This is a genomic window from Mycobacterium paraffinicum (genome assembly GCF_001907675.1).
GTDB lineage: Bacteria > Actinomycetota > Actinomycetes > Mycobacteriales > Mycobacteriaceae > Mycobacterium > Mycobacterium paraffinicum_A.
Window position 1 is genome coordinate 1 of sequence record NZ_MPNT01000060.1, and the last position, 18,291, is coordinate 18,291.

At 64.0% G+C, this 18,291-nt stretch carries 12 protein-coding genes and 3 pseudogenes; 10 read left to right on the forward strand and 5 right to left on the reverse strand.

Features of this window, described 5'->3' with window-relative positions:
- The 4 genes and pseudogenes from BRW65_RS30240 to BRW65_RS30260 all read left to right on the forward strand — a co-directional run.
- Nucleotides 1–272 (forward strand): annotated as a pseudogene (locus BRW65_RS30240) (AAA family ATPase); the annotation flags it as partial.
- Nucleotides 269–1,546, forward strand: a complete 1,278-nt coding sequence (locus BRW65_RS30245) for a vWA domain-containing protein (RefSeq protein ID WP_073881075.1) — start codon at nucleotides 269–271, stop codon at nucleotides 1,544–1,546. The pseudogene BRW65_RS30240 and the gene BRW65_RS30245, both read left to right, overlap by 4 nt.
- Before the next feature lie 193 nt (nucleotides 1,547–1,739).
- Complete coding sequence (locus tag BRW65_RS30255) at nucleotides 1,740–2,957, forward strand: hypothetical protein (RefSeq protein WP_073881087.1); 1,218 nt, start codon at nucleotides 1,740–1,742, stop codon at nucleotides 2,955–2,957.
- 1 nt (nucleotide 2,958) lies between these two features.
- Nucleotides 2,959–3,627 (forward strand): annotated as a pseudogene (locus BRW65_RS30260) (AAA family ATPase); the annotation flags it as partial.
- Between the two features lie 429 nt (nucleotides 3,628–4,056).
- Here the strand turns inward: BRW65_RS30260 and BRW65_RS30265 are convergent.
- A complete protein-coding gene (locus BRW65_RS30265; protein ID WP_073881089.1) occupies nucleotides 4,057–4,650 on the reverse strand; it encodes a helix-turn-helix domain-containing protein in 594 nt (197 codons plus the stop codon).
- Nucleotides 4,651–5,152: 502 nt separating this feature from the next.
- On the opposite strand from BRW65_RS30265, the gene BRW65_RS30270 reads away from it, so the two are divergent.
- The 4 genes from BRW65_RS30270 to BRW65_RS30285 are packed head-to-tail and all read left to right on the forward strand — an operon-like array spanning nucleotide 5,153 to nucleotide 12,625.
- Nucleotides 5,153–5,893 carry a TnsA-like heteromeric transposase endonuclease subunit gene (locus BRW65_RS30270; protein WP_244168279.1) on the forward strand — a complete coding sequence of 247 codons (741 nt, stop codon included), beginning with the start codon at nucleotides 5,153–5,155 and terminating at the stop codon, nucleotides 5,891–5,893.
- Nucleotides 5,890–8,019, forward strand: coding sequence for a helix-turn-helix domain-containing protein (locus tag BRW65_RS30275; RefSeq protein ID WP_073881077.1), 2,130 nt, complete (start codon nucleotides 5,890–5,892; stop codon nucleotides 8,017–8,019). Before BRW65_RS30270 ends, BRW65_RS30275 begins: the two co-directional genes overlap by 4 nt.
- Nucleotides 8,016–9,167 carry an AAA family ATPase gene (locus BRW65_RS30280; RefSeq protein ID WP_073881079.1) on the forward strand — a complete coding sequence of 384 codons (1,152 nt, stop codon included), beginning with the start codon at nucleotides 8,016–8,018 and terminating at the stop codon, nucleotides 9,165–9,167. The genes BRW65_RS30275 and BRW65_RS30280 overlap by 4 nt, the downstream gene beginning before the upstream one ends.
- Nucleotides 9,164–12,625 carry a TniQ family protein gene (locus tag BRW65_RS30285; RefSeq protein WP_073881081.1) on the forward strand — a complete coding sequence of 1,154 codons (3,462 nt, stop codon included), beginning with the start codon at nucleotides 9,164–9,166 and terminating at the stop codon, nucleotides 12,623–12,625. Before BRW65_RS30280 ends, BRW65_RS30285 begins: the two co-directional genes overlap by 4 nt.
- 123 nt (nucleotides 12,626–12,748) lie before the next feature.
- Here the strand turns inward: BRW65_RS30285 and BRW65_RS30290 are convergent, their stop codons facing one another.
- Complete coding sequence (locus tag BRW65_RS30290) at nucleotides 12,749–13,600, reverse strand: hypothetical protein (RefSeq protein ID WP_073881083.1); 852 nt, start codon at nucleotides 13,598–13,600, stop codon at nucleotides 12,749–12,751.
- A gap of 220 nt (nucleotides 13,601–13,820) precedes the next feature.
- Between BRW65_RS30290 and BRW65_RS30295 the strand changes: the two genes are divergently transcribed.
- Nucleotides 13,821–15,218 carry an ATP-binding protein gene (locus BRW65_RS30295; RefSeq protein WP_073881093.1) on the forward strand — a complete coding sequence of 466 codons (1,398 nt, stop codon included), beginning with the start codon at nucleotides 13,821–13,823 and terminating at the stop codon, nucleotides 15,216–15,218.
- A gap of 147 nt (nucleotides 15,219–15,365) precedes the next feature.
- Here BRW65_RS30295 and BRW65_RS32585 read toward each other — a convergent pair whose 3' ends face one another.
- Together BRW65_RS32585 and BRW65_RS33030 are read right to left on the reverse strand one after the other, a co-directional pair.
- Nucleotides 15,366–16,457, reverse strand: a complete 1,092-nt coding sequence (locus BRW65_RS32585) for a hypothetical protein (RefSeq protein WP_244168280.1) — start codon at nucleotides 16,455–16,457, stop codon at nucleotides 15,366–15,368.
- 237 nt (nucleotides 16,458–16,694) lie between these two features.
- Nucleotides 16,695–17,192: pseudogene (locus tag BRW65_RS33030) on the reverse strand (TniQ family protein); the annotation flags it as partial.
- A gap of 133 nt (nucleotides 17,193–17,325) precedes the next feature.
- On the opposite strand from BRW65_RS33030, the gene BRW65_RS30305 reads away from it, so the two are divergent.
- Nucleotides 17,326–17,610, forward strand: a complete 285-nt coding sequence (locus tag BRW65_RS30305) for a helix-turn-helix domain-containing protein (protein ID WP_044486628.1) — start codon at nucleotides 17,326–17,328, stop codon at nucleotides 17,608–17,610.
- A 201-nt stretch (nucleotides 17,611–17,811) separates the two neighbouring features.
- On the opposite strand, the gene BRW65_RS30310 is transcribed toward BRW65_RS30305, so the two are convergent.
- Nucleotides 17,812–18,177, reverse strand: a complete 366-nt coding sequence (locus BRW65_RS30310; protein WP_244168281.1) for a hypothetical protein — start codon at nucleotides 18,175–18,177, stop codon at nucleotides 17,812–17,814.
- Nucleotides 18,178–18,291: the final 114 nt, after the last annotated feature.

Sequence of the window (18,291 nt, forward strand, 5' to 3'; positions counted from 1 at the left end):
TCGTCGCCTGGGAGGCGGCCCGCCCCGATCAGGTGTGGGCGGTGCTGTCGGGTGTGGTGGCGTGGGCGTCGGGCAAGGGGACCAAGGACGCGTGGATGACCGCGTGGGGGCCGCTGGTCGATGCGGCAACCCATGGCGCTCCCGACGTGGCCGGGGCAGCGGCGCGCGCCCTGAGTGTGGCGATGCCTGCCGGTGCGAAGCCGCCAGCGGCGGCGCGCAAGTTCAAGGACGTGATGATCGCGGCGGGCCTTGACGTGGGGAGCGCGGCGTGACCGGGGTCAGGGCGCTCACCGCCGACGAGTGGCGGCGGCTGCGGCTGGCGCGGATGGCTGCGGTGGAGGCGATGCCGTACTTCGCGCGGGCACTGTTCGCGTTGACGCCGGTGGCCGCGCCCGGTCTGGGCACTTTTGCCGTGGACCGGCACTGGCGCCTCTACCTGGACCCGATGATGCTGGGCACCGAGGACGGGTGGAGCATCCCGCTGGCCGGTGGGGTGCTGCTGCATGAGGTCGGGCACGTGCTGCGCGAACACGGTGGCCGCGCTGACACGGTGGATTCCCCGGTGGATCGAACCATGTGGAATGTCGCCGCCGACGCGGAAATCAACGACGACCTGATCGCGGCCGGTGTGGGATTGCCAGCCGGTGTGGTAACTCCCAGCGGGATCGGTTGCGAGGACGGGCACGCCGCCGAGGTCTACTACCGGCATTTGGTGCCGCCCGGTACACCCCGCAGCGGCAACGTCACGACTGGTGAGGGAGCCGGTGACGGGGATGACGATGGTTACGGGTGCGGCTCTGGTGCCGGAGATGCGCCCGTACCGGGCGAACTGCCCGCCGCCGCCGACTTGGGCAGCGGCAAGGGGCTGCCCACCGCTGCCGCCGATCTGGTGAAGGTCGCTGTCGCCCGCGCAGTGCAGCAAGAGATGGCGCGCAGCGGGGCCGGTCGCGGCACCATGCCTGCGGGCCTGGCTCGGTGGGCGGCTGCCCAACTCGCCCCGGCTGTGGTGCCGTGGCCCAAGGTGCTGCGCGCTGCGGTGCGCCGCGCCGTCGAGGACCAGGCGGGCCAGGTGCACCACTCCTGGCGGCGACCGAACCGGCGCGCACCCAAGGGCGTGCTCTTGCCGACGCTGCGAGCACCGAAGATCACCGTCGATCTGATCATCGACACGTCTATGTCCATGGGTGAGGACGATCTGGCTGCCGCTCTGTCCGAAACACGGGCGGTGCTGCGGCGCACCGGTTCCAAGGTGCGGGTGGTCTGCTGCGATGCAGCGGCCACCGTGCCGCGCGCGGTGCGGTCGATCAGCGACGTGACGTTGACCGGGGGCGGGGGCACCGATCTGCGGGTCGGTATCGATGCTGCGTTGTCTGCGCGTCCAGCGGGCAACGTGATCGTGGCGTTCACCGATGGCGGCACACCCTGGCCCGAACGTCGGCTGCCGGTGCCGTTGATCGTGGCCCTAATCGGCGCGCACGCTGCCGATACCACGCCTGCGTGGGCCAAGACGGTGCGCGTCACCCCCGTAGCGGCGGTGGCGGCGTGAGCGGGCGGGCCGGGCCAGCCGACTTCGCGCAGTGGGCCAACGCGGTGCTGGCTGGCACCGGGTGGACCGTAGCCACCGTGAGCGAGGCTGCCCAGCGTCCCCGTGACGACCTGGCGACGGCGGCTCTGGCGGATGGGTTTGCCGCCGCCGCGCGCGGTCTGGCTGATGCCGGTGAGTGCCGGGACGGTGCGGCGTGAGCGCCGCGCTGTTTGACCTCGCGCTGCGGGTGGCCGCACGCGATGCCGGTGGGCCGGTGCCCCGGCTGCTGCATAACCCTGCCCCGGCGCGCGACGTGAAGGTGGCCGTCGCGGCGCGGCGCACTGGGCCGGTGGTGCATGTGCAGGCCGTGGGGCCGGATGGGCACTCGTACAGCGGCACCGGAGCCGATGGGCTGGCCGCGCTCGCCCGCGCCGCCGGGTGCGTGGCCGGTGACTTCTGCGGCGGGGCGACTGCCTTGGTCGATACGCCTGCCACGTTGCGAGCGCTGGCGGGTTTGGCGCGCGGCTACGCCGACCCGGCGCGGTGCGCCGGCATCGACGTGGCGGCGGGATCGGCGCTGGCCGGTTGGTGGGTGGAGCGGGCCGCGCATCCCGGTACCTCGGCGGTGACCGACGTGCTGAGCACCAGCCGCGCGCGGTTCATGCTCGGTGTGGCTCCCGGTGCCGATCACGCGGGCGCGTGGCGGGCGGCGCTGTCGGTGCCCAACGGCGTGAGCGGGTTGCACGCCTGGCATCGCGCGGTGACCGGAGGTCTGTTGCTGCCGGGGCTGGACGCGCTGCGTGAGGACGACGACTGGCAGTTGGAGGTCATGCAGGAGGCGGTGCGCGAACAGCGCAGTTGGGACCGGCCCGAAACGCTGCACCTGGCGGCGGCGCGGTTGGCGAGCCGCTGCGATGCCGCCGATCTGTATGAGGCGGCGTTGCTGGCCGATCCGTTGTGGCGGGGGCGGGGTGTCCACACCGGGTTCGTCTGCCACGGCGAGACTGTCGTTGGGGCGGGCCAGCACGCCAACCGCGTCACCGTGCGCGCGGGGCGGCTGGATACGCGGTTGAAGGCGGGGGCCGCCGTCACCGGTTGGGCTGGGGAGCCGATGACGGCGATGCCGGATGCGGAGAACCGTTTCAGTGGTGAGGTTTTCGCCACCGCCGTGGGTGAGGACGGGGCGTTGACGGTGACCATCGGTGGACTCCGCAAGACGGGGTACCGGCCCGCTGCGGGTGAGCCGGTGACGGTGATCCCTGCGCCGCCCTCGGTGTCCACGATTCGGTCGCGGCGCACGGCGGTGGCGCGGCTGTATAAGCGGCGGTTCTCCTGGCTGTCACAGGGGGCCACCCCGACCGCAAGCCGCCGCCCCGTTCCTCTGGCGGTGATGATCGCTGCCGCCGACGACACACAAGCACCGGAGAACTGAGATGCGTACGCTGCCTAAGCGATTCACCCCCGGCGCCCCCGCGACCGCTAACCCGCCTGCTGGGGCACCGGCCACGGTGACCCCGTCGCTGCCCACCGCTGCGCCGATCACCGAGGACTGGCCGGGACGCGACCTGCTGGACACGCCGATGCTGGCGCGGGTGCTGCTGGCCGCGTGGGGCGGCGATGCTGCGGTCTGCGTTCCGGCTTGCCCCGGCGCGGGCAAGAGCCGCCTGGTGGCGCTGCTGGCCGGTGCACTGGCTCACCGCGTGGCGCTGCGTGTGGCGGTGGCTGCACAGACCCGCGAGCAAGCCGCTGAGCTGGCTCGGCGCATCGCCGCCGTCAGCGACCGCGCTTCCCTGATCGTGTCGGGGGCTGGTAAGAAGCCGGTGATGGTGGACGGCATTCGCACGGTCGCGGGCCGCAGTGTGCGATGGGAACACTCGACAGGCGGGGAAATTCTGATCGGCACCGCCGCTCGCTGGCTCTACGTCGATCCCAACCTGGCCGGAGCCGATGTACTCTTGGTTGACGAGGCCTGGCAATGCACCTATGCCGACCTCGGCGCGCTGGGAAGCCTTGCACGGCAAGTGATTTGCGTTGGCGATCCCGGCCAGGTGGCACCCGTGGTGACCGGCTCGACCGAGAAGTGGGAAGGCCAAGCCACCGGGCTGTAGGTTCTCATCCAACATGGCGGAATTCTCATCTTTGTGACGTCAAAATGGCGGATCCGCCACAAAGATGAGAATGTGCATAGCCGTCCTAAGCGTTGACCGTCGCTTTGGCTTTGCGCTTGCGTGCGTGGGCTGGTCTATTGGACTCGCGAACTTCGTTCTGTATCAGCGACATTGGTGGTCTGCGATCATGGATCGCGTTTGTAGTGTCTGGGGATATTAAGCACACTGTCGCGATGGGCGACGGGTTGCGGTCCTAGGCGGGGGTCCCATCGCATTGACGGTAGTGCGGGCTCGCCGCATAGCTCGTTTCAGGACAGGACGTGTGGTGCAGTGGATTCGCCACAATATGCCCGCGTAGTCGACGACGTGGCGGGCTTCTTTGGTGAGCCGTTGGGCGGTGTGTGCTGGACTTTTTTGGGGGGCTCACCAGCGGCCGAGATCGGACACGAAGTCGGCGATCAGGTTGGGGTCGCCGCCGGCGGCGAGATGTTCGATCGGTGTGTGATCGCCGAAATCTGGCTGCGGTGTCTTCATGAAAGCCTCCATAGAGGCGGGAGTGGTGTCGCGTGGTATCGCCGACACGATCACGTTGAGACCAGGAAGGAGCTTGGAGCCTAAGAACTGCCAGCGAGGGATGCGGCGGCTTCCGTTAATGGCGAAGGCCCACAATCTTTTTCCGGCGATGCGCCGAGATACACCTGACCGGTCGATTTCCAGCAGTGTGGCGGCTTCCTTGATGCTCATCGATCCAGACAGGGTGTCAGCGAGCGCCCTTGCGGCCGAGCGCGCCTGAGCCTGGCGTAGCTGTTCGCCGGACCAGTTGTCGATGACCGCCGCGACGCCAGTGTCATCGTGAGCGTGAAGAAATTGTACTTCGGCCATCGAGAGAGGCGCTGCACCGGCAGCGGGAATTGTCGCGAAGGTCGAGTCCAGCTGGTCTAAGACCTCTTCGCTGGTTATATCCAGCTGATGCTTCCTAAGAAGCGCATCCAGTCCGCGAAAATCTGGGCCACCCATAACGCACATCCTAGAACGCCGGTGCGCCTCCGTGCGCTGGCTGAATTGCGAGCATGCCACCGGCCGGTCATATGGCATGACCCTGGAATAAGACTTCCGGTGACCACCGCGGATCTCAGTGATCTTCATGGAAGATGACATTCTCTCGGAAGGCAGTCGCGTTGTTCATCGAATGAGGCTCCTGGCTCGAAACCGACTGCGGGTCTTGATAGTTGATGTATCGAGAAGTGTCGATCACACATGACCGGTCGCGAATCCCGAGGGCCATCTTTCGTCGTTTGGCGTGCGAGTGACAGGTGATCAAAGCAAACTGGATTCATGGCGACGTTGGGTGGGTGCCATCCAAGCTGACTTGGAGTCCCCCTCGTACGCGTCCCCCCAACTGAGCTGGGGGTGAGAAGGCCTTGTAAATCGGCTTTAAATCCTCGATGATTGCCGCAGAACGCCGGTAGTGGCGCCAAGTCGTACTTGGCGGTGCGGTTGTGGTGTTCGGAGCATTACGGTGTCGCTCGAGCCTGCTGTCGACCTGAGTACCGCGACCATTGCGTATCGGCCTGTGGTGGGGGAAGAGCGGTCGGTATCTGCGGAGAAGGTATCACCGGCTGCGCTGTTTGAGGCGGCGCCGTGGCGGACTTTCCGTTGGTATTTCGGGCAGCGCCATTACTCGGGAACGTATTGGTCCGCCACGCAGCATGACCACGTCACATACGAGTCGCGGCTAGAGTTGGCGAATTTGCTGTTGACTGACTTTGATCCTGGGGTCGTTCGCATTGTCGCCCAACCATTCATCTTGCGTGTCGAAGTGGATGGGCAGGTGCGCAAACACATTCCAGATTATCTGCTGGACAGCGCCGGCGGACCGGTGGTGGTCGATGTCGTCCGCGGCGATCGGATGACTGAACCGAAGGTTGTGCTGTTGTGCGCTTGGACGCGGGAAGTCGTCGAATCGTTGGGTTGGTCGTATCTGGTGGTACATGAACCGCCTCGAATCCTGTTAGCGAACGTGCGCTTCCTTGCCGGTTATCGGCGCGAGTGGCTGATCAACCAATCCATCTTGGCTGAGATCCGTTGTTGTCCTGGGCGCTTCGTCGGCATGTCGATTGCTGATGCCGAACAAAAGGTTCGGGGATACCCGCAGCAGCTGGTCCGCCCGGCGTTGATGCATCTGTTGTGGCGCCATGAGTACCGCGCGGATCTCGGCGTACCACTTCGTCCATCAACAGTATTCGAGGAGTCACTATGAGGCATGCGGGTGTACGGATAGGCGTAGGAACGCGATTCACTTACGACGGAGAAATCCTCGAAGTCGTTGAAATCCACCCTGTTGCCGGAGTGCTAGAAGTTGTTGCTCGCGATTTGCGGTCTGAGTCGGTCCGTCGGTTCGCGTTGGATGAGGTGATGTTCTCTGATCGCTCGCGTCTAGTCAGCGAAGATCTGGTCGTCGAGGCCCCGGAGGCCGGCGGTGATGTTGCGTCGGTGAAGTGGTCGGCGGTGCCTGAGTCGGCGCGTAGCCAAGTGCGTGAGCGCGCCGCGCATGTGCGTGAGGCGCTCACAGGGTATCGATCTGGTTGTGCGCTAACGGCTTTACCGGGAGAGCCGCGGCGTCGTTACAGGATAGGGCTGTCCAAACGAGATCGTATGGCGGCCAAGGCAAAAGAGCTCGGCATCGGAATGAGAACTGTCGAACGCTGGGTCAGTCGATACGAGGCCGAGGGGGAAGCCGGATTGCTTTCGGCCAAAGCTATGCGATCTACGTTGGGCAGTAAGGCTTTTGAGTTATTTGAACTAGCCGCGTTGGACGTCATGCGTGAGCATACCGATATGTCCAGGCCGACGGGGGGCTACGTGATTGCCCATGCGGCGGCACGACTGGAGATGACCTACGGGGCCGGCCTGGTGCGCTTACCGTCGCAGGCGACGGCGTATCGCATCCTCGACAAGCTCGACCGGCTGTATCCGCTTTTTTCCAATAGCACCAAGCGCAATCGCGATATCGCGGCGCGTCCCGTGTTGCCTTACGGCAAGATGCATCCGGCGCGTCCCGGGGAGTACTTGTTGATGGACACGACCCCTTTGGATGTGTTCGCGATGGATCCGCACACGCTGCGGTGGGTCGGCGTGGATCTCACCGTGGCGATGGATTGGTATTCGCGGTGCATCACGGGGTTGCGGCTAACCCCGGTATCGACCAAAGCGATCGATGCGGCTTCGGTGTTGTATCAGTGTTTTCGCCCCATGCCAGCGGGCCGGGACTGGCCCTCTGAGGCGGTGTGGCCACCGCACGGGGTGCCAAGATCGGTCTTGGTCGAACAGCAGGTGGTAGATCCCGACAGTGTGTTTGCGGCGACGCCGGCAATCGTCCCCGAGACGCTGGTGGTCGATCACGGCAAGATCTACGTCGGTGAGCATCTGACCAGTGCGTGCCGGCAGATGGGGATTTCGATCCAACCCGCCCGGCTGCGTGTCCCCTACGACAAGGGCCCGGTGGAACGGTTTTTCCGGACCGTCCGTGAGGGGTTTCTGCAGGAGTTTCCCGGCTACAAAGGCCCGGACCTGTATTCGCGCGGTATAGCGCCCGAGCAGGACGCCGTCTTCTTCATCGACGAAATCGAAGCGATGCTACGAGAGTGGGTGGCCACCGTATATCACCTACGCGACCATGATGGGATCGGCGAGCCGGGCTTGTGGGCGCTCGGCATGTCCCCGTCGCAGATGTTCGAGCACGGCATCGCCCGTGCCGGCTACATCGAAGCACCCCGCGACCCGTGCCTGGCTTACCAGTTCCTGCGGGTCGAGTGGCGCACCATTCAGCACTATGGCTTTGAGATTGATCACCGCTTCTACCGCGGTCCTGGACTCATCGGATATAAGGCTCGCGAGAAAAGTCCATATAAGGGTCGCAAAGGGCATTGGCCCGTCCACGTCGATCCCGACGACGTGCGACAGGTGTACTTCTTCGACATCAAGAACACGCGTGAGTGGCATGCATTGCGATGGACCGAGGCCGACGCCTGCGACGGCCCGATGAACGAGGACGGGCTCAAGTACGCGCGCAAACTTGCCGCCGCCAAATATCGTCACTTCGACGACAAGCTAGCTCTGGCCGAACTGTTGGAGCGCCGCAAGCTCAGCCAGGGTCACACCGTGGCCGAGCTGCGCGCAGCGCTGCGGCTCTCGCGACAAGAATCCACCTTAGGAATTGACGTTCACACGGCAGTCAGCGTTCCTGAATCACTCTCTGCAGGAAGGGGTCTCAACACTCCAGAATCTCTTCAAGATGGTGATGAAACCACTTTCGTCGACGAACTCGACGAGGACGTCATCGTCGACGACGGCCATTTCTATGACGAGGTCTTGGAGGACGTATGAGCACCGCACCCGCCGCGCCTCCCCGTGGCTCCTCGAACCTCGACAACCTCACGTTGTCCCGCAAGGAGGGATGGCGCGACTATGTTGAGGCGCCGAAGCGGATCCGGCCAGAGACGTTGTCACGAGGTCAGATTCGCCGGCTCAGCGAACCGGCAGCCGATATCTACAACCAGCGGCGCGCCGACTGGCACAACAACATCGGACCCTTACGAACGCCGCAGTTGGCGGCCCTGCACGAGGACCTCTGGGTCATCACGGATAGCAGCACTCAGGATGGCAACCACGCCAAAGGCGCTGTCGCGCTCGATGGCTACCCGGGCCTAGGTAAGACGTGCGCGGTCGAGGCCTTCGCCAAAGAATTTCACCGTCGGGAAGTACGGCGCCACGGCGAATTCACCCGGGCGGGCGACGAACGATGGCCGGTCTGCCGTATCGGGATGCGCGGCAACACCAGCATGAAAGACTTCAACGCCGCCCTATGCGACTTCTACGCACACCCGGGTGCTCGCCGCGGCACAGCCGAAGAACTAGGCCGACGGGCGTTGGACTGTGTGCTCAGTTGCGAGACAAGACTACTCATCATCGACGACCTCCATTTTCTGCACTGGCAGCGAAGCGGGGGAGTGGAGATCAGCAATCACTTCAAGTACATCGCCAACGAGTTTCCGTTGACGCTGCTGTCGATCGGCATCGGTTTGGGCAACCGCGGGCTGCTGATGGAAGACCTGTGCTGCAACCTCAACAGCGCCGGCTATAAAGACATAGTCTTGGAACAGACCACCCGCCGCACGACCATACTCAAAATGCTTCCCTACCAAGTCGATACCGAACGTGGACGCCGGCAGTGGCGCACACTGTTGACCACCATCGAGGAGCGCCTTGTTCTGGGATCCAAACGCCCTGGCATGCTCGCCGAGGACCTGTCGGACTACTTGTTCAGGCGAAGCACCGGACACATCGGGTCGTTGATGGAATTGATCCGACGCGGATGTGTCAAGGCGATCCGCAACGGCGCAGAAACATTGAATCAGAAGGTATTCGATTCAATCAGGATCGATAGCGCCGCGGAAAAGGCACGCCAGGAACTGGCGGTGGCATTTCGCACCCGCCGTGCATACCAAACGGTCACCATAGCGGATGCATTGTGACAGCCCGCACCTTCCCAATTCGGGTCGCCCCCCTCGACGGTGAGGCGATCGATTCGTGGCTCGAAGCTCTCGCTCGTCGAGTCGCAACACCCGTGGGCGAGGTGCTGGCGGCACTGAACCTGCCGGTGACTCGACGACCCAGCTGGCTGGTGCGACCATCCCCGGCGCAGCTCGACACCATCGCCACCGTGACCGGTCTGCATCCTGATGCAGTCCTGGCGATGACCCTGAGCCGCTACGACGGCACCGGGCTCGAGATCGACCACCCTAATGGCCGCATCGCGACTTCGTTTCCCTTCGGATATCGACCATGGTCGCGATACTGTCCACACTGCCTAGCCCACACCGGCGGGCGCTGGCAGCTGCACTGGCGGCTCGGCTGGTCGTTCGCCTGCGTACGTCACCATTGCCTGCTCGCCGACGAATGCCCCCGGTGCGGCAAGCATCCACGCCCGACGTTTATGCCAGGTTATTCGGTACCGTCGGCGAGTCTGTGTGCGTGTGGTTGCAACCTCGCCGACGCGGCGACTCTGCGCCTGCGGCCACGCCATCCGGTCACCGATGCCCAACAGCAGATCCTTGACGTGATCGCCGACGACAGTGCCGATTTCGGCATCTACTCGACCAACGCGGGCGCGAGGCAGGCTCGGTCAGCACTCAACGACGTCAAAGTTCTGGCTAACCGGGCCCTTAATTACGCCTCGGTGCACGGCATTGCCGCGGTAAAGTCGGCAGACCTGCCAGCAGATAGCCGGCAAGAGTGCCTAGCCTTGACGGAGCGGCCCCCACGCAGGGCGACACTTCACGCGAGGGCCCCGCTGCGGGCGCTCGACACCGCGGTCGGAGTGACGGCAGCACTTGACATCCTGCGGGCGCCGACTCTGAATGCGGCTGCTGACCGCGCGCGTTGGCTGATCGAAGGACAGAACAGGGAAACGGGCCCTGCCGAGCTGCACTCGTGCCCACGTGAAGGAACGGTCTCTGCAGCGATCATCATCAAGGCCAGCGCTGCCTGGATGGGACCCATTAACCAATTACGCTATCGCACTGCGCTGTCCACACCGCGCCCACCGGACCCCGACCCAGTCCGCGTGCAGCGCCTGGCCGCCAGTGTGCCCGCCGCGTTCTGGCCGGCATGGTCGACACGTTTCATCGTCGAAGCGATGAAGGCGATAAACCTGCGCCCGATACTGTCCGGCGCAACGCTGCTCACCGGAACTACCGCACACCTCACTGAAATCAGCAACCATCTCGGAGCGATTACCAGTGCCCAGGCATTGAATTGCTACCTATTTGCGCTGTCTCATTCACCGGGCTGGCCAACAATCAGCACAGCAGTGATGCGGCTCAACGACTTTCTCGCCGAGCAACCCGCCCCTATCAACTACACACGGCGACGCCAACTCGACTACTCCGCACTGCTACCGCTAGACCGCTGGCAACGGATATGTCAGACCGCCGGTGACCTGCCCGGCGCCGGGCGCAAGGCTATCGCCGCCCGGTACTACCTGATCGAGAAGATCAGCGGAACGCCGGCACGCAGTGGCGTAATCGACGATCACAGAGCGCACCCACACAATCTGTGGAAGCAAGCGCGGAATTTCGCGCGCACGATGAGTGCGCAACTACGTGAACATCTCGACGAGGAAGCACGACAGTTCCTGCAGCACAATGCTATTGAAGAACCGCTGACGTGGGCTCCTCCGCTTGACCTGATTTCCGACCTTGATCTGCCCGCACCAGACCCTGCAGCGATCGACCGACAAGAACTACTCCGGCTGGCGGTAGATAATTCCTACACCGTCGGACAACTCGCGGAGCACTTCGGTATCGATCAGCTCGCCGTGCGCTACCTGTTCGATGAGGAACCCATCGATCGCAACGACTATTCTGTGCAAAGCAAACCTGGTAAGGCGGCATTCGCGGCTTGGTTGCGCGCTGAACTTGACTCGCAGACTCTGCACGACCTGTACGTAGTCGAGCGACTGACCCTTCGACAGATCGCCGAACGCTACGGTATCGGCATACATCACGTCCACAAGCTATCGACGCTGTATGGGATCCCAATGCGCCGGCATGTACATCCGCCGTCCGCGGAGTGGCTTTGCGAGCAACGCTTCCTCAACCGTAGGAGCGTCGCCGACATCGCCAGCGAGATCGGCGTCAGCCGGGTGACTACCGCGGCATGGATATCTCAGCGTGGTTCCAAAGCGTCGGTGGTGCAAAGCAATCGGCAATCGGCCATGGACACCGGCAAGGCCATTGAGCTCCTCAAGCCTGCGCTCACAGACAAATGCGGAGGACCCTGGCTGCAAATGCTCTCCAAAGCCGCGGCATTCCCGAGCCTCGCGGCAGCAGAGCGCGACCTTGGTTTGGGCACGGGAACGCTGCGGCGCCGGCTTGCGAAGCTCGAGACGATGCTCGGCGCACCATTAATCGCGCGCAACCGGGCCGGTCTTGCGATGGCTCCTACACCGTTCGGCGTCGAGGTTGTGCAGGCTGTGCGCGCACTCAACGGGACCGTCACCATGCCGGGGACCAGCCCGCCCGGAGTGGCTCCGCGGCTGACAGTCCACGTGGCGCCGGTGCCCGGCGAAGCGCTCGATTCCTGGCTGGAAACCACCGCTCACCGATGCCGAACGTCGCTGGCTGACCTGCTGGGCGCGGTCGGGCTCACGCAGGGAAGCAAAAGCCCACGCTGGATCGTGGTCATGAACCCTGAGGAACTGCGCTCGGTGTCAAAAGCCACCGGCATTACCCAACGACAACTTCGGATGATGACGCTGCAATGCTACGACGGCGTGGCCGTAGACATCGACCGTGGTCGCCGTGTGCTCGCACGGACCAGATGCTGGGGATTTGGGGCGGGCTCGCGCTACTGCCCGGCCTGTCTGGCAGAAACACAAGGTCGTTGGAAAATCGAATGGCGGCTCGTGTGGTCCTTCGCCTGCCTGCGCCATGAATGTCTGCTCGCCGACACCTGCCCTAGCTGCGGCAACTACCCTCGCCTCGCCTCCCACAAGCCTGACGCGGTGCCTCAGCCAGGCAGGTGCGCAAGCCCACCACGAGGTCATCCCATAGGTGGTAAGCGTCGCTGCCTCGCCGATCTGACCGACACAAAAGGCCTCAAGTTGCCGCCCGGACATCCGGTCCTCGATGCCCAACGCCACATCGACCGTCTTCTGACGGGCGCGAGTGCAGCACGGCCGTCCACGGAGTGGACACCCTCGTTGACACTGGACGAGGTCGCGACACACGCACGCCGGGCCATCAAGAACCCGCTGCTGCTGAGCGATGTTGTCCCGCCAGACTTGCTAGCCGTGGCAACCCCGCACCAGGGCGCGGATCTGCACACCAACTCCAGGTCTCAATTATCGAGACTGTTCAAACCCTCGGCCGCTGACGTCGCCGTGGGCACCCTCCTCGCGCTTACCGTACTCGACCCGGGGCGACGATGATGCGGATCAGGACGGGTCGCGTCACGCGAGGTTTTACCCCGGAAACGCTGGCGTTGAAGGCCCGTTCAGCAATGCTGCGAAGTCGGAACGGTTTACAGACTGGCGCGTGCATCCACCGGTTGGTTAGTGCCTGGGCAGGCGGGTCCCGCAGGCCGGACACCAGTTGACTGTGGCGCCGAGCAGTCCCTCAATCGATGACAGATCGTCGTGATGCAGCGTGCATATCTGGCGGGCCAGATGGATCCGGATGGTGTCGATGATGAACTGGGCCCGCTCAACGGGCGTGGCGCCGTAGCGGTCGTCATCGATGGTGCCGTGGGCGATGATGTCGCCCCGTTCTAGCTCTTTTTGCCCGTATTGGGGTGTGCCGTCGCTGTTGGTGCCGGCGAGTGTGCGGATGACACGGCCGCTGGGGCGAAGGTCGAGCTCGATGCGCCATTCGCCGTGGCGCTCGCGGAAAAAGAAGCTATGCCCGTCCACCTCTCCGTACCACTGCTCGGGAGCCAAGCCGCCGTGGCTATTCACGGTGACACCCTGTTGGCCCGCCAGCCAGGCCTGCAGGTCGGCTTCAGCAGCCTGTTCATCGGCCGTGATCCGTTGGCCCTCCGGTGATTCCCAGAACGCGTTGATGTTGTTGAGCCATTCGTGCCAGGTGCGGCGGCGCTCCTCGCGGGTGCGGGCACAGGTGCAGGCGAATCCGTAGTCGTGCAGGTCGGTTTCGGGTAGCCGCGGGTGACACCCGCACCGGCAGCGCTCGCCGCTGTCGACGTAGCGCCAGACGGTGAGCGCGTCTAGGGCTACGTCGGCGAGCACAGCGGGTTCAGGGGCACCGTGCAGGTCGAACACTGTCGTCAGGTGGTCGCGGTAGCGGCGGCGTGCCTCGCGACGGGCGCTCTCGAGCTGTTCCCGGTACTCGTCGGCGCCGGGAACGTTGGAGAAGTCGGTGACGCAGAGCTCCTCAGGTTCCTCATCCACGCCATCGAGGATGTCATCAGCGCGGTGTCGTGTCGTGCGAATTTTCCGGTGAGGGGCGCGAGCCCGGACGTCAGGGAACTTGTGCGCCCAGCCGCGAGCGCCAAGCCTGATCCCGATGCATGGCAAGGCGAATCAGCGTCGGTGGAAAACCAAGTTGACTACCAGCCTGGGGAGTGCGATTCTGTGCGGCTGCCCTTTTCCCGAAATGACGAATGAGGCGATGAATCAAACTGACGACGCACTGACCGATGTGACCGCCGAGCACGCCGGCGGTGCTAACGCGCATCGCCGACCCATCACCGACGTCAACGCGTGGCTGGAAGGCCTTGAGCATGGTGTGCGGCCGGCGCTGCGCGCCCTGGGTGAGTTGCTGGTCGGCGCCACCGAGCGCGACACGGCCGAGCGGGCCGAGAGCGCCGAGCAGTTCACCGCCCGTTGCTTGGGGGTGGCGGACTGCGGGCATTTGCTCGATGAGGAACGCGCCCTTAACCCCGTGTCGCGGTTGACCTTCGCGCTGGCGCTGGCCGAATGGATCGAGGAACACACCCCTGTCTGCGAGGTCGGTCCAGGCGAGCACACTAACCCACCCAAGTGGACCCAGACCGAGATCGGTGGCCTGCGCTATCGCCACCCGCTGTGTGTGCGGGTGCACTTTCCGGCCGGGACGCTGCTGGCTGACAGCGGATGTGTGATCGCTCTCGAGGGACGCCAGAGCATGCTGCGGTCGGCCGAAGTGAGCGCCTGCGTGACGCCGGACCAGCAGGTCGGGGCCCCCGCGGTGCTTGACCGGCTCGCTGAACGCGCTAACCAGCTCAATCCGTACCGCGGCCGCGCGGTGCGTGCCACCTACACCGCCGGCCTGACTTTGGCCATCATCGAGTTGCCCTGCACCGTAACCCGGGAGAATGTCATTGTCGGCGATCAGGTGTGGGCCGAGATTGATCTGGGTGTGCGCGCGGTGCGTGATCGCCATGAGCTGCTCAACGCCCACCGTCTGGGTGCGCGCCGGGGGGTGTTGCTGTGCGGTCCGCCTGGGACCGGCAAGTCGGCGGTCAGCGCGGTCGTGGCTCGCGAGGTGGTGGGGGAATTCACCGTGATCTATGTCGAGGCCAAGGCCGGTATCCAGCTGCTGGGTGCCGTCGTGCAGGAAGCCCAGCGCCTTGGCGGCCCGGTCCTGCTGGTGCTTGAGGATGTTGACCTGTGGTCTCGGGACCGCGCCACCGGTGATGCGGGGCTCTCAGAGTTGTTGGCGGCCATGGACATCGGACCTGATGCCCGCATCCTGACGCTGGCCTCCACCAACGACGCCGCCACCCTGGATAAGGCGGCCATCCGCACCGGGCGGTTCGATTCCATCGTCGAAGTCGGCTACCCCGACCACGCTGATGCGGCGCGCATCCTGGCGGCATTGATCGGGGACTTGCCCGGCGGTCAGGCTGTGGACACAGCGGCGGTGGCTGTCGCGCTTCCCGAGAACACCAGCGGCAGCGACATCCGTGAAATCGTGCGCCGCGCCGTCCTGGCCGCCGTCGACGGAAACATCAGCACCGCAACGCTGTTGTCCGAGGTGGGCAGCCGACGCTACCGCCCCACAATTTCGGAAGGGATGTACCTCTAAATGAGTGAAGACGACATCCCCGAATCCACCGAGGCCCAGAAGATGCGTTGGTGGGCCGCGAGACCCGACCGATGCGCACCGATGATTGCCCACGGTCCATCCGAGTCTGGGGATTCCCGTGAAGTTGCCGCGAGTTTGGAGCAAGGTTCAAAGGGCAAGAAGCGTGCTAGGTGGGTGCCAGCAGAGCGGCTCCGCACCGCACCCGTGCCGTTCGAGAAATTGTTTAGCTGATCGGCCGAGACTCGCGGTGGAGCTGGGCGTCCTCGCCTGGCGCAGTTCGGTGAGCTTTTGGCGAAACTCGGCGGTACGGCCCGCGGCGGGGCATAGGCGTGCGGGGGAGCCGGTCATCTGCTCATACATCCAGCATGTGACCAACTGGAGGCTCATTGCCGAATCAGCTAATCCTGTGAGGTCGCAGCAGATTTCATGCCATTCATCACCAACCAGCAGATCGGAGTAGGGGAGTGCGCGCCGCCGTTCGTAGTCGATTGGGCACGCGCCTGAATCAACAGCGTCCGCGAGCCGAATCAATGCGGCTCTCATTGCCTGCCAATTCTTGGCAGTGCTCAACTTTTGAAGGATGCGCAATATTGATGGCGGTGTGGTAACCGACCCCAGACGCGTAGCCGCGTTGGCCAGGGTGATTCGGGTGCCGACCGCCACGACAGCGCAGGCCAACGCCGCGGCCAGCTGTTCGGTTGCTGGGCCTACTTTGGTGAAGCGCAATGTGGCCTGAAACCACAGCAGCCCCGGAACGTGACGATGTCGCTCAGCCGACTCTTGCGGATCGCAGGGCCACGGAGTGCCGACCCGGTAACGCAGTTGGTCGCTGGGACCTAAATAGGTTTCGAGCGCCGATAGCTGGGCGGCGCGCAACGCACTACTGACTTTCTTGCCCTTGCCGAATTGAGTCGGTGTGACCACAGTCGTGGGTGCGCGTGGAGCTGTCAACATCCAACGCATCTGCGCCCCGGCCGCGTGCGCATCTGCGCTGTCAAGAATGGCGAGTGCACTCACCGTGGCAAAGGCCGTGGCCGCCAAGGCCATAGCGTTATCCGCGCTGGGGCGGCGGGCATCGCCCTGACGCCGACGCGCGTTGGGGTCGATGCGATCCATCGGGATATGGCGTGTGATGATGTCGACGGGTGAATTCCTGAGCACGCGATTAGCGATTGCGCTCATGTCGGCAAGGAACTGAGGTACGTCCACTGGGCCGCGAACATAGATGCCCTCCGACACCGACTGTTGAGTAAGACACCTCAGAATGCGTTGCTGCGCGATCAGGACTGGATGATCGGCCGCAAAATGCGGTACCGCTGAATCGGATAAGTCGCCACCACACCAAGATTGCTTGCCGGCGTGGGACGTGACGGCCCTGCGTGGGCAAAACCCCGGCGCCGCAAGCGTGTCGGATGACGGTGCTCCTACCCGCTGCCAGCACCCGCAGGCAGGGCAGCAGTCGGCAAGCAGGCACTGGTGCGTAGGGCAAGCAATTGCCCAGCGCAGTCTCCACCACAGCAGCCAGCGGCCGCCACTGTCGGCTAAACATTGTGGGCAATAACGCGATCTTGCGGGCGCTCGCAAAACGGGCGCCGGCGCGCACGGGCCCGACGTGGCGCTCGCGCCGGATGTGAGTCCTGCGACGGTCATAGAATCAAGTCGGGTGGCGTCAATCCCAGTTGCTCGGCTCAACGCTGATGATTGCGAGCGTGTAAGTCGCATCAACCATCCATAGATTCCCGACCGCATCGTCGATTCGCCCAGGCCGACAGCGCCGACAACGTCGCCCCATGCCGTATGCGACCGATAGGCAAGCGCTTCCAAATAAGAGTCAAGTGCTTCGCCTACAGCCGGCGTCAGCCGGATAGGCAGCGTGCGGCACATGGCGGGCGGCTCACACTCGGTCGATGCGCACACCGTCGAGCTGAGGACGATTGACGTCCTCGGCCCGAGCACCCCTTTGCGTCCGGCCATCGGCCTTGATTCCTTCAGCCAAGCAATGCAGTCTCTATCCCTGATTAAGTGGTCCAAGAGGCCGCCGTCGATACTTACGCAATGTACTATTAGTAGGGCAGACAATTGCCGGTTTGCCACAGTTACTGGCTGCGTGCCTACCCGACCCAGCCAAACCAATCCCGAGCGTGCGGCAGCTTGGGAAGACAGGCGTCGACAAGTCGGTCAGCGGATCAGAACCTTGCGAATCCAACGAGGTCTCACTCAAGAACAGCTAGCGCTGAAGTCCGGTGTGACCCGTAACGTCCTTATTGATGTCGAGCATGGACGACGGGGACTGCTTTACGAGCGACTATTCGACATCGCTGATGTGCTGCAAATCGCTGCGGCCGATCTCCTGCGTAGCCCCGGCGATCCGCCGAGCGGGTTTCGAATCTGAAATCTGTTGTAGGGCAGCGTATTAAATCCCTGCAGAACCGGTGAACTTGAGCAAGCGAAGCCGACTGGCTGACAAAATTGGTCATTATCGGCGCTTCTCCGACGCGGGATAATCCCCGAACCATGCGAAGTGAAGGCTCGGACTGCCGCGCTGAATGGCTGTGACGAGTCGAGGTTTTGACCGCATCCGGTCCATCGCTAATCACAGTTCGTATGCATTAACCATCGGCGCCCCAGGGCACGATTGTGGTGGACAGGCTTCGTCAAGGCGACGTGCGGCGCTGCGCTCCGGGGAAGGGTCGAGTAGCCGACAAGCTCCGGTTGCGCTGATGTCTGGGGTGTCGAACATCTTGCCGAGGTCGAGTTGACGGGACTGCACCGCGCCGAAGAATCCGCCACCGGTAACCAATGCTCCGCCGTTGATGTAGCTCGATCGGGGGCTGTTAAGGAAGATCAGAGGCCACGCCTGTTCCTCGGCGGTTGAGCGCCGACGGATCGGCCCGACGAAGGCGTCAATGATGTTCTGCCCGGCGAATTCCACGAAATAGGGCAGCATGTCCGTGGCCATGAAAAAGTACCCACTGGTGGCCAAGTGGAGGTATCCGCTGGTGGCCGGATAAAAGTACCCACCCCGTGTTCGTCGTGTCGATCAGGAACTGCGGGCCCCGGTGGTGACGGTGAA

Excerpts from the sequence above, each read along its gene's own strand:
- BRW65_RS30265 (WP_073881089.1), bottom strand. The coding sequence starts at position 4,650 with ATGGGTGGCCCAGATTTTCGCGGACTGGATGCGCTTCTTAGGAAGCAT.
- BRW65_RS30275 (WP_073881077.1), top strand. The coding sequence starts at position 5,890 with ATGAGGCATGCGGGTGTACGGATAGGCGTAGGAACGCGATTCACTTAC.
- BRW65_RS30280 (WP_073881079.1), top strand. The coding sequence starts at position 8,016 with ATGAGCACCGCACCCGCCGCGCCTCCCCGTGGCTCCTCGAACCTCGAC.
- BRW65_RS30295 (WP_073881093.1), top strand. The coding sequence starts at position 13,821 with ATGAATCAAACTGACGACGCACTGACCGATGTGACCGCCGAGCACGCC.
- BRW65_RS30310 (WP_244168281.1), bottom strand. The coding sequence starts at position 18,177 with ATGGCCACGGACATGCTGCCCTATTTCGTGGAATTCGCCGGGCAGAAC.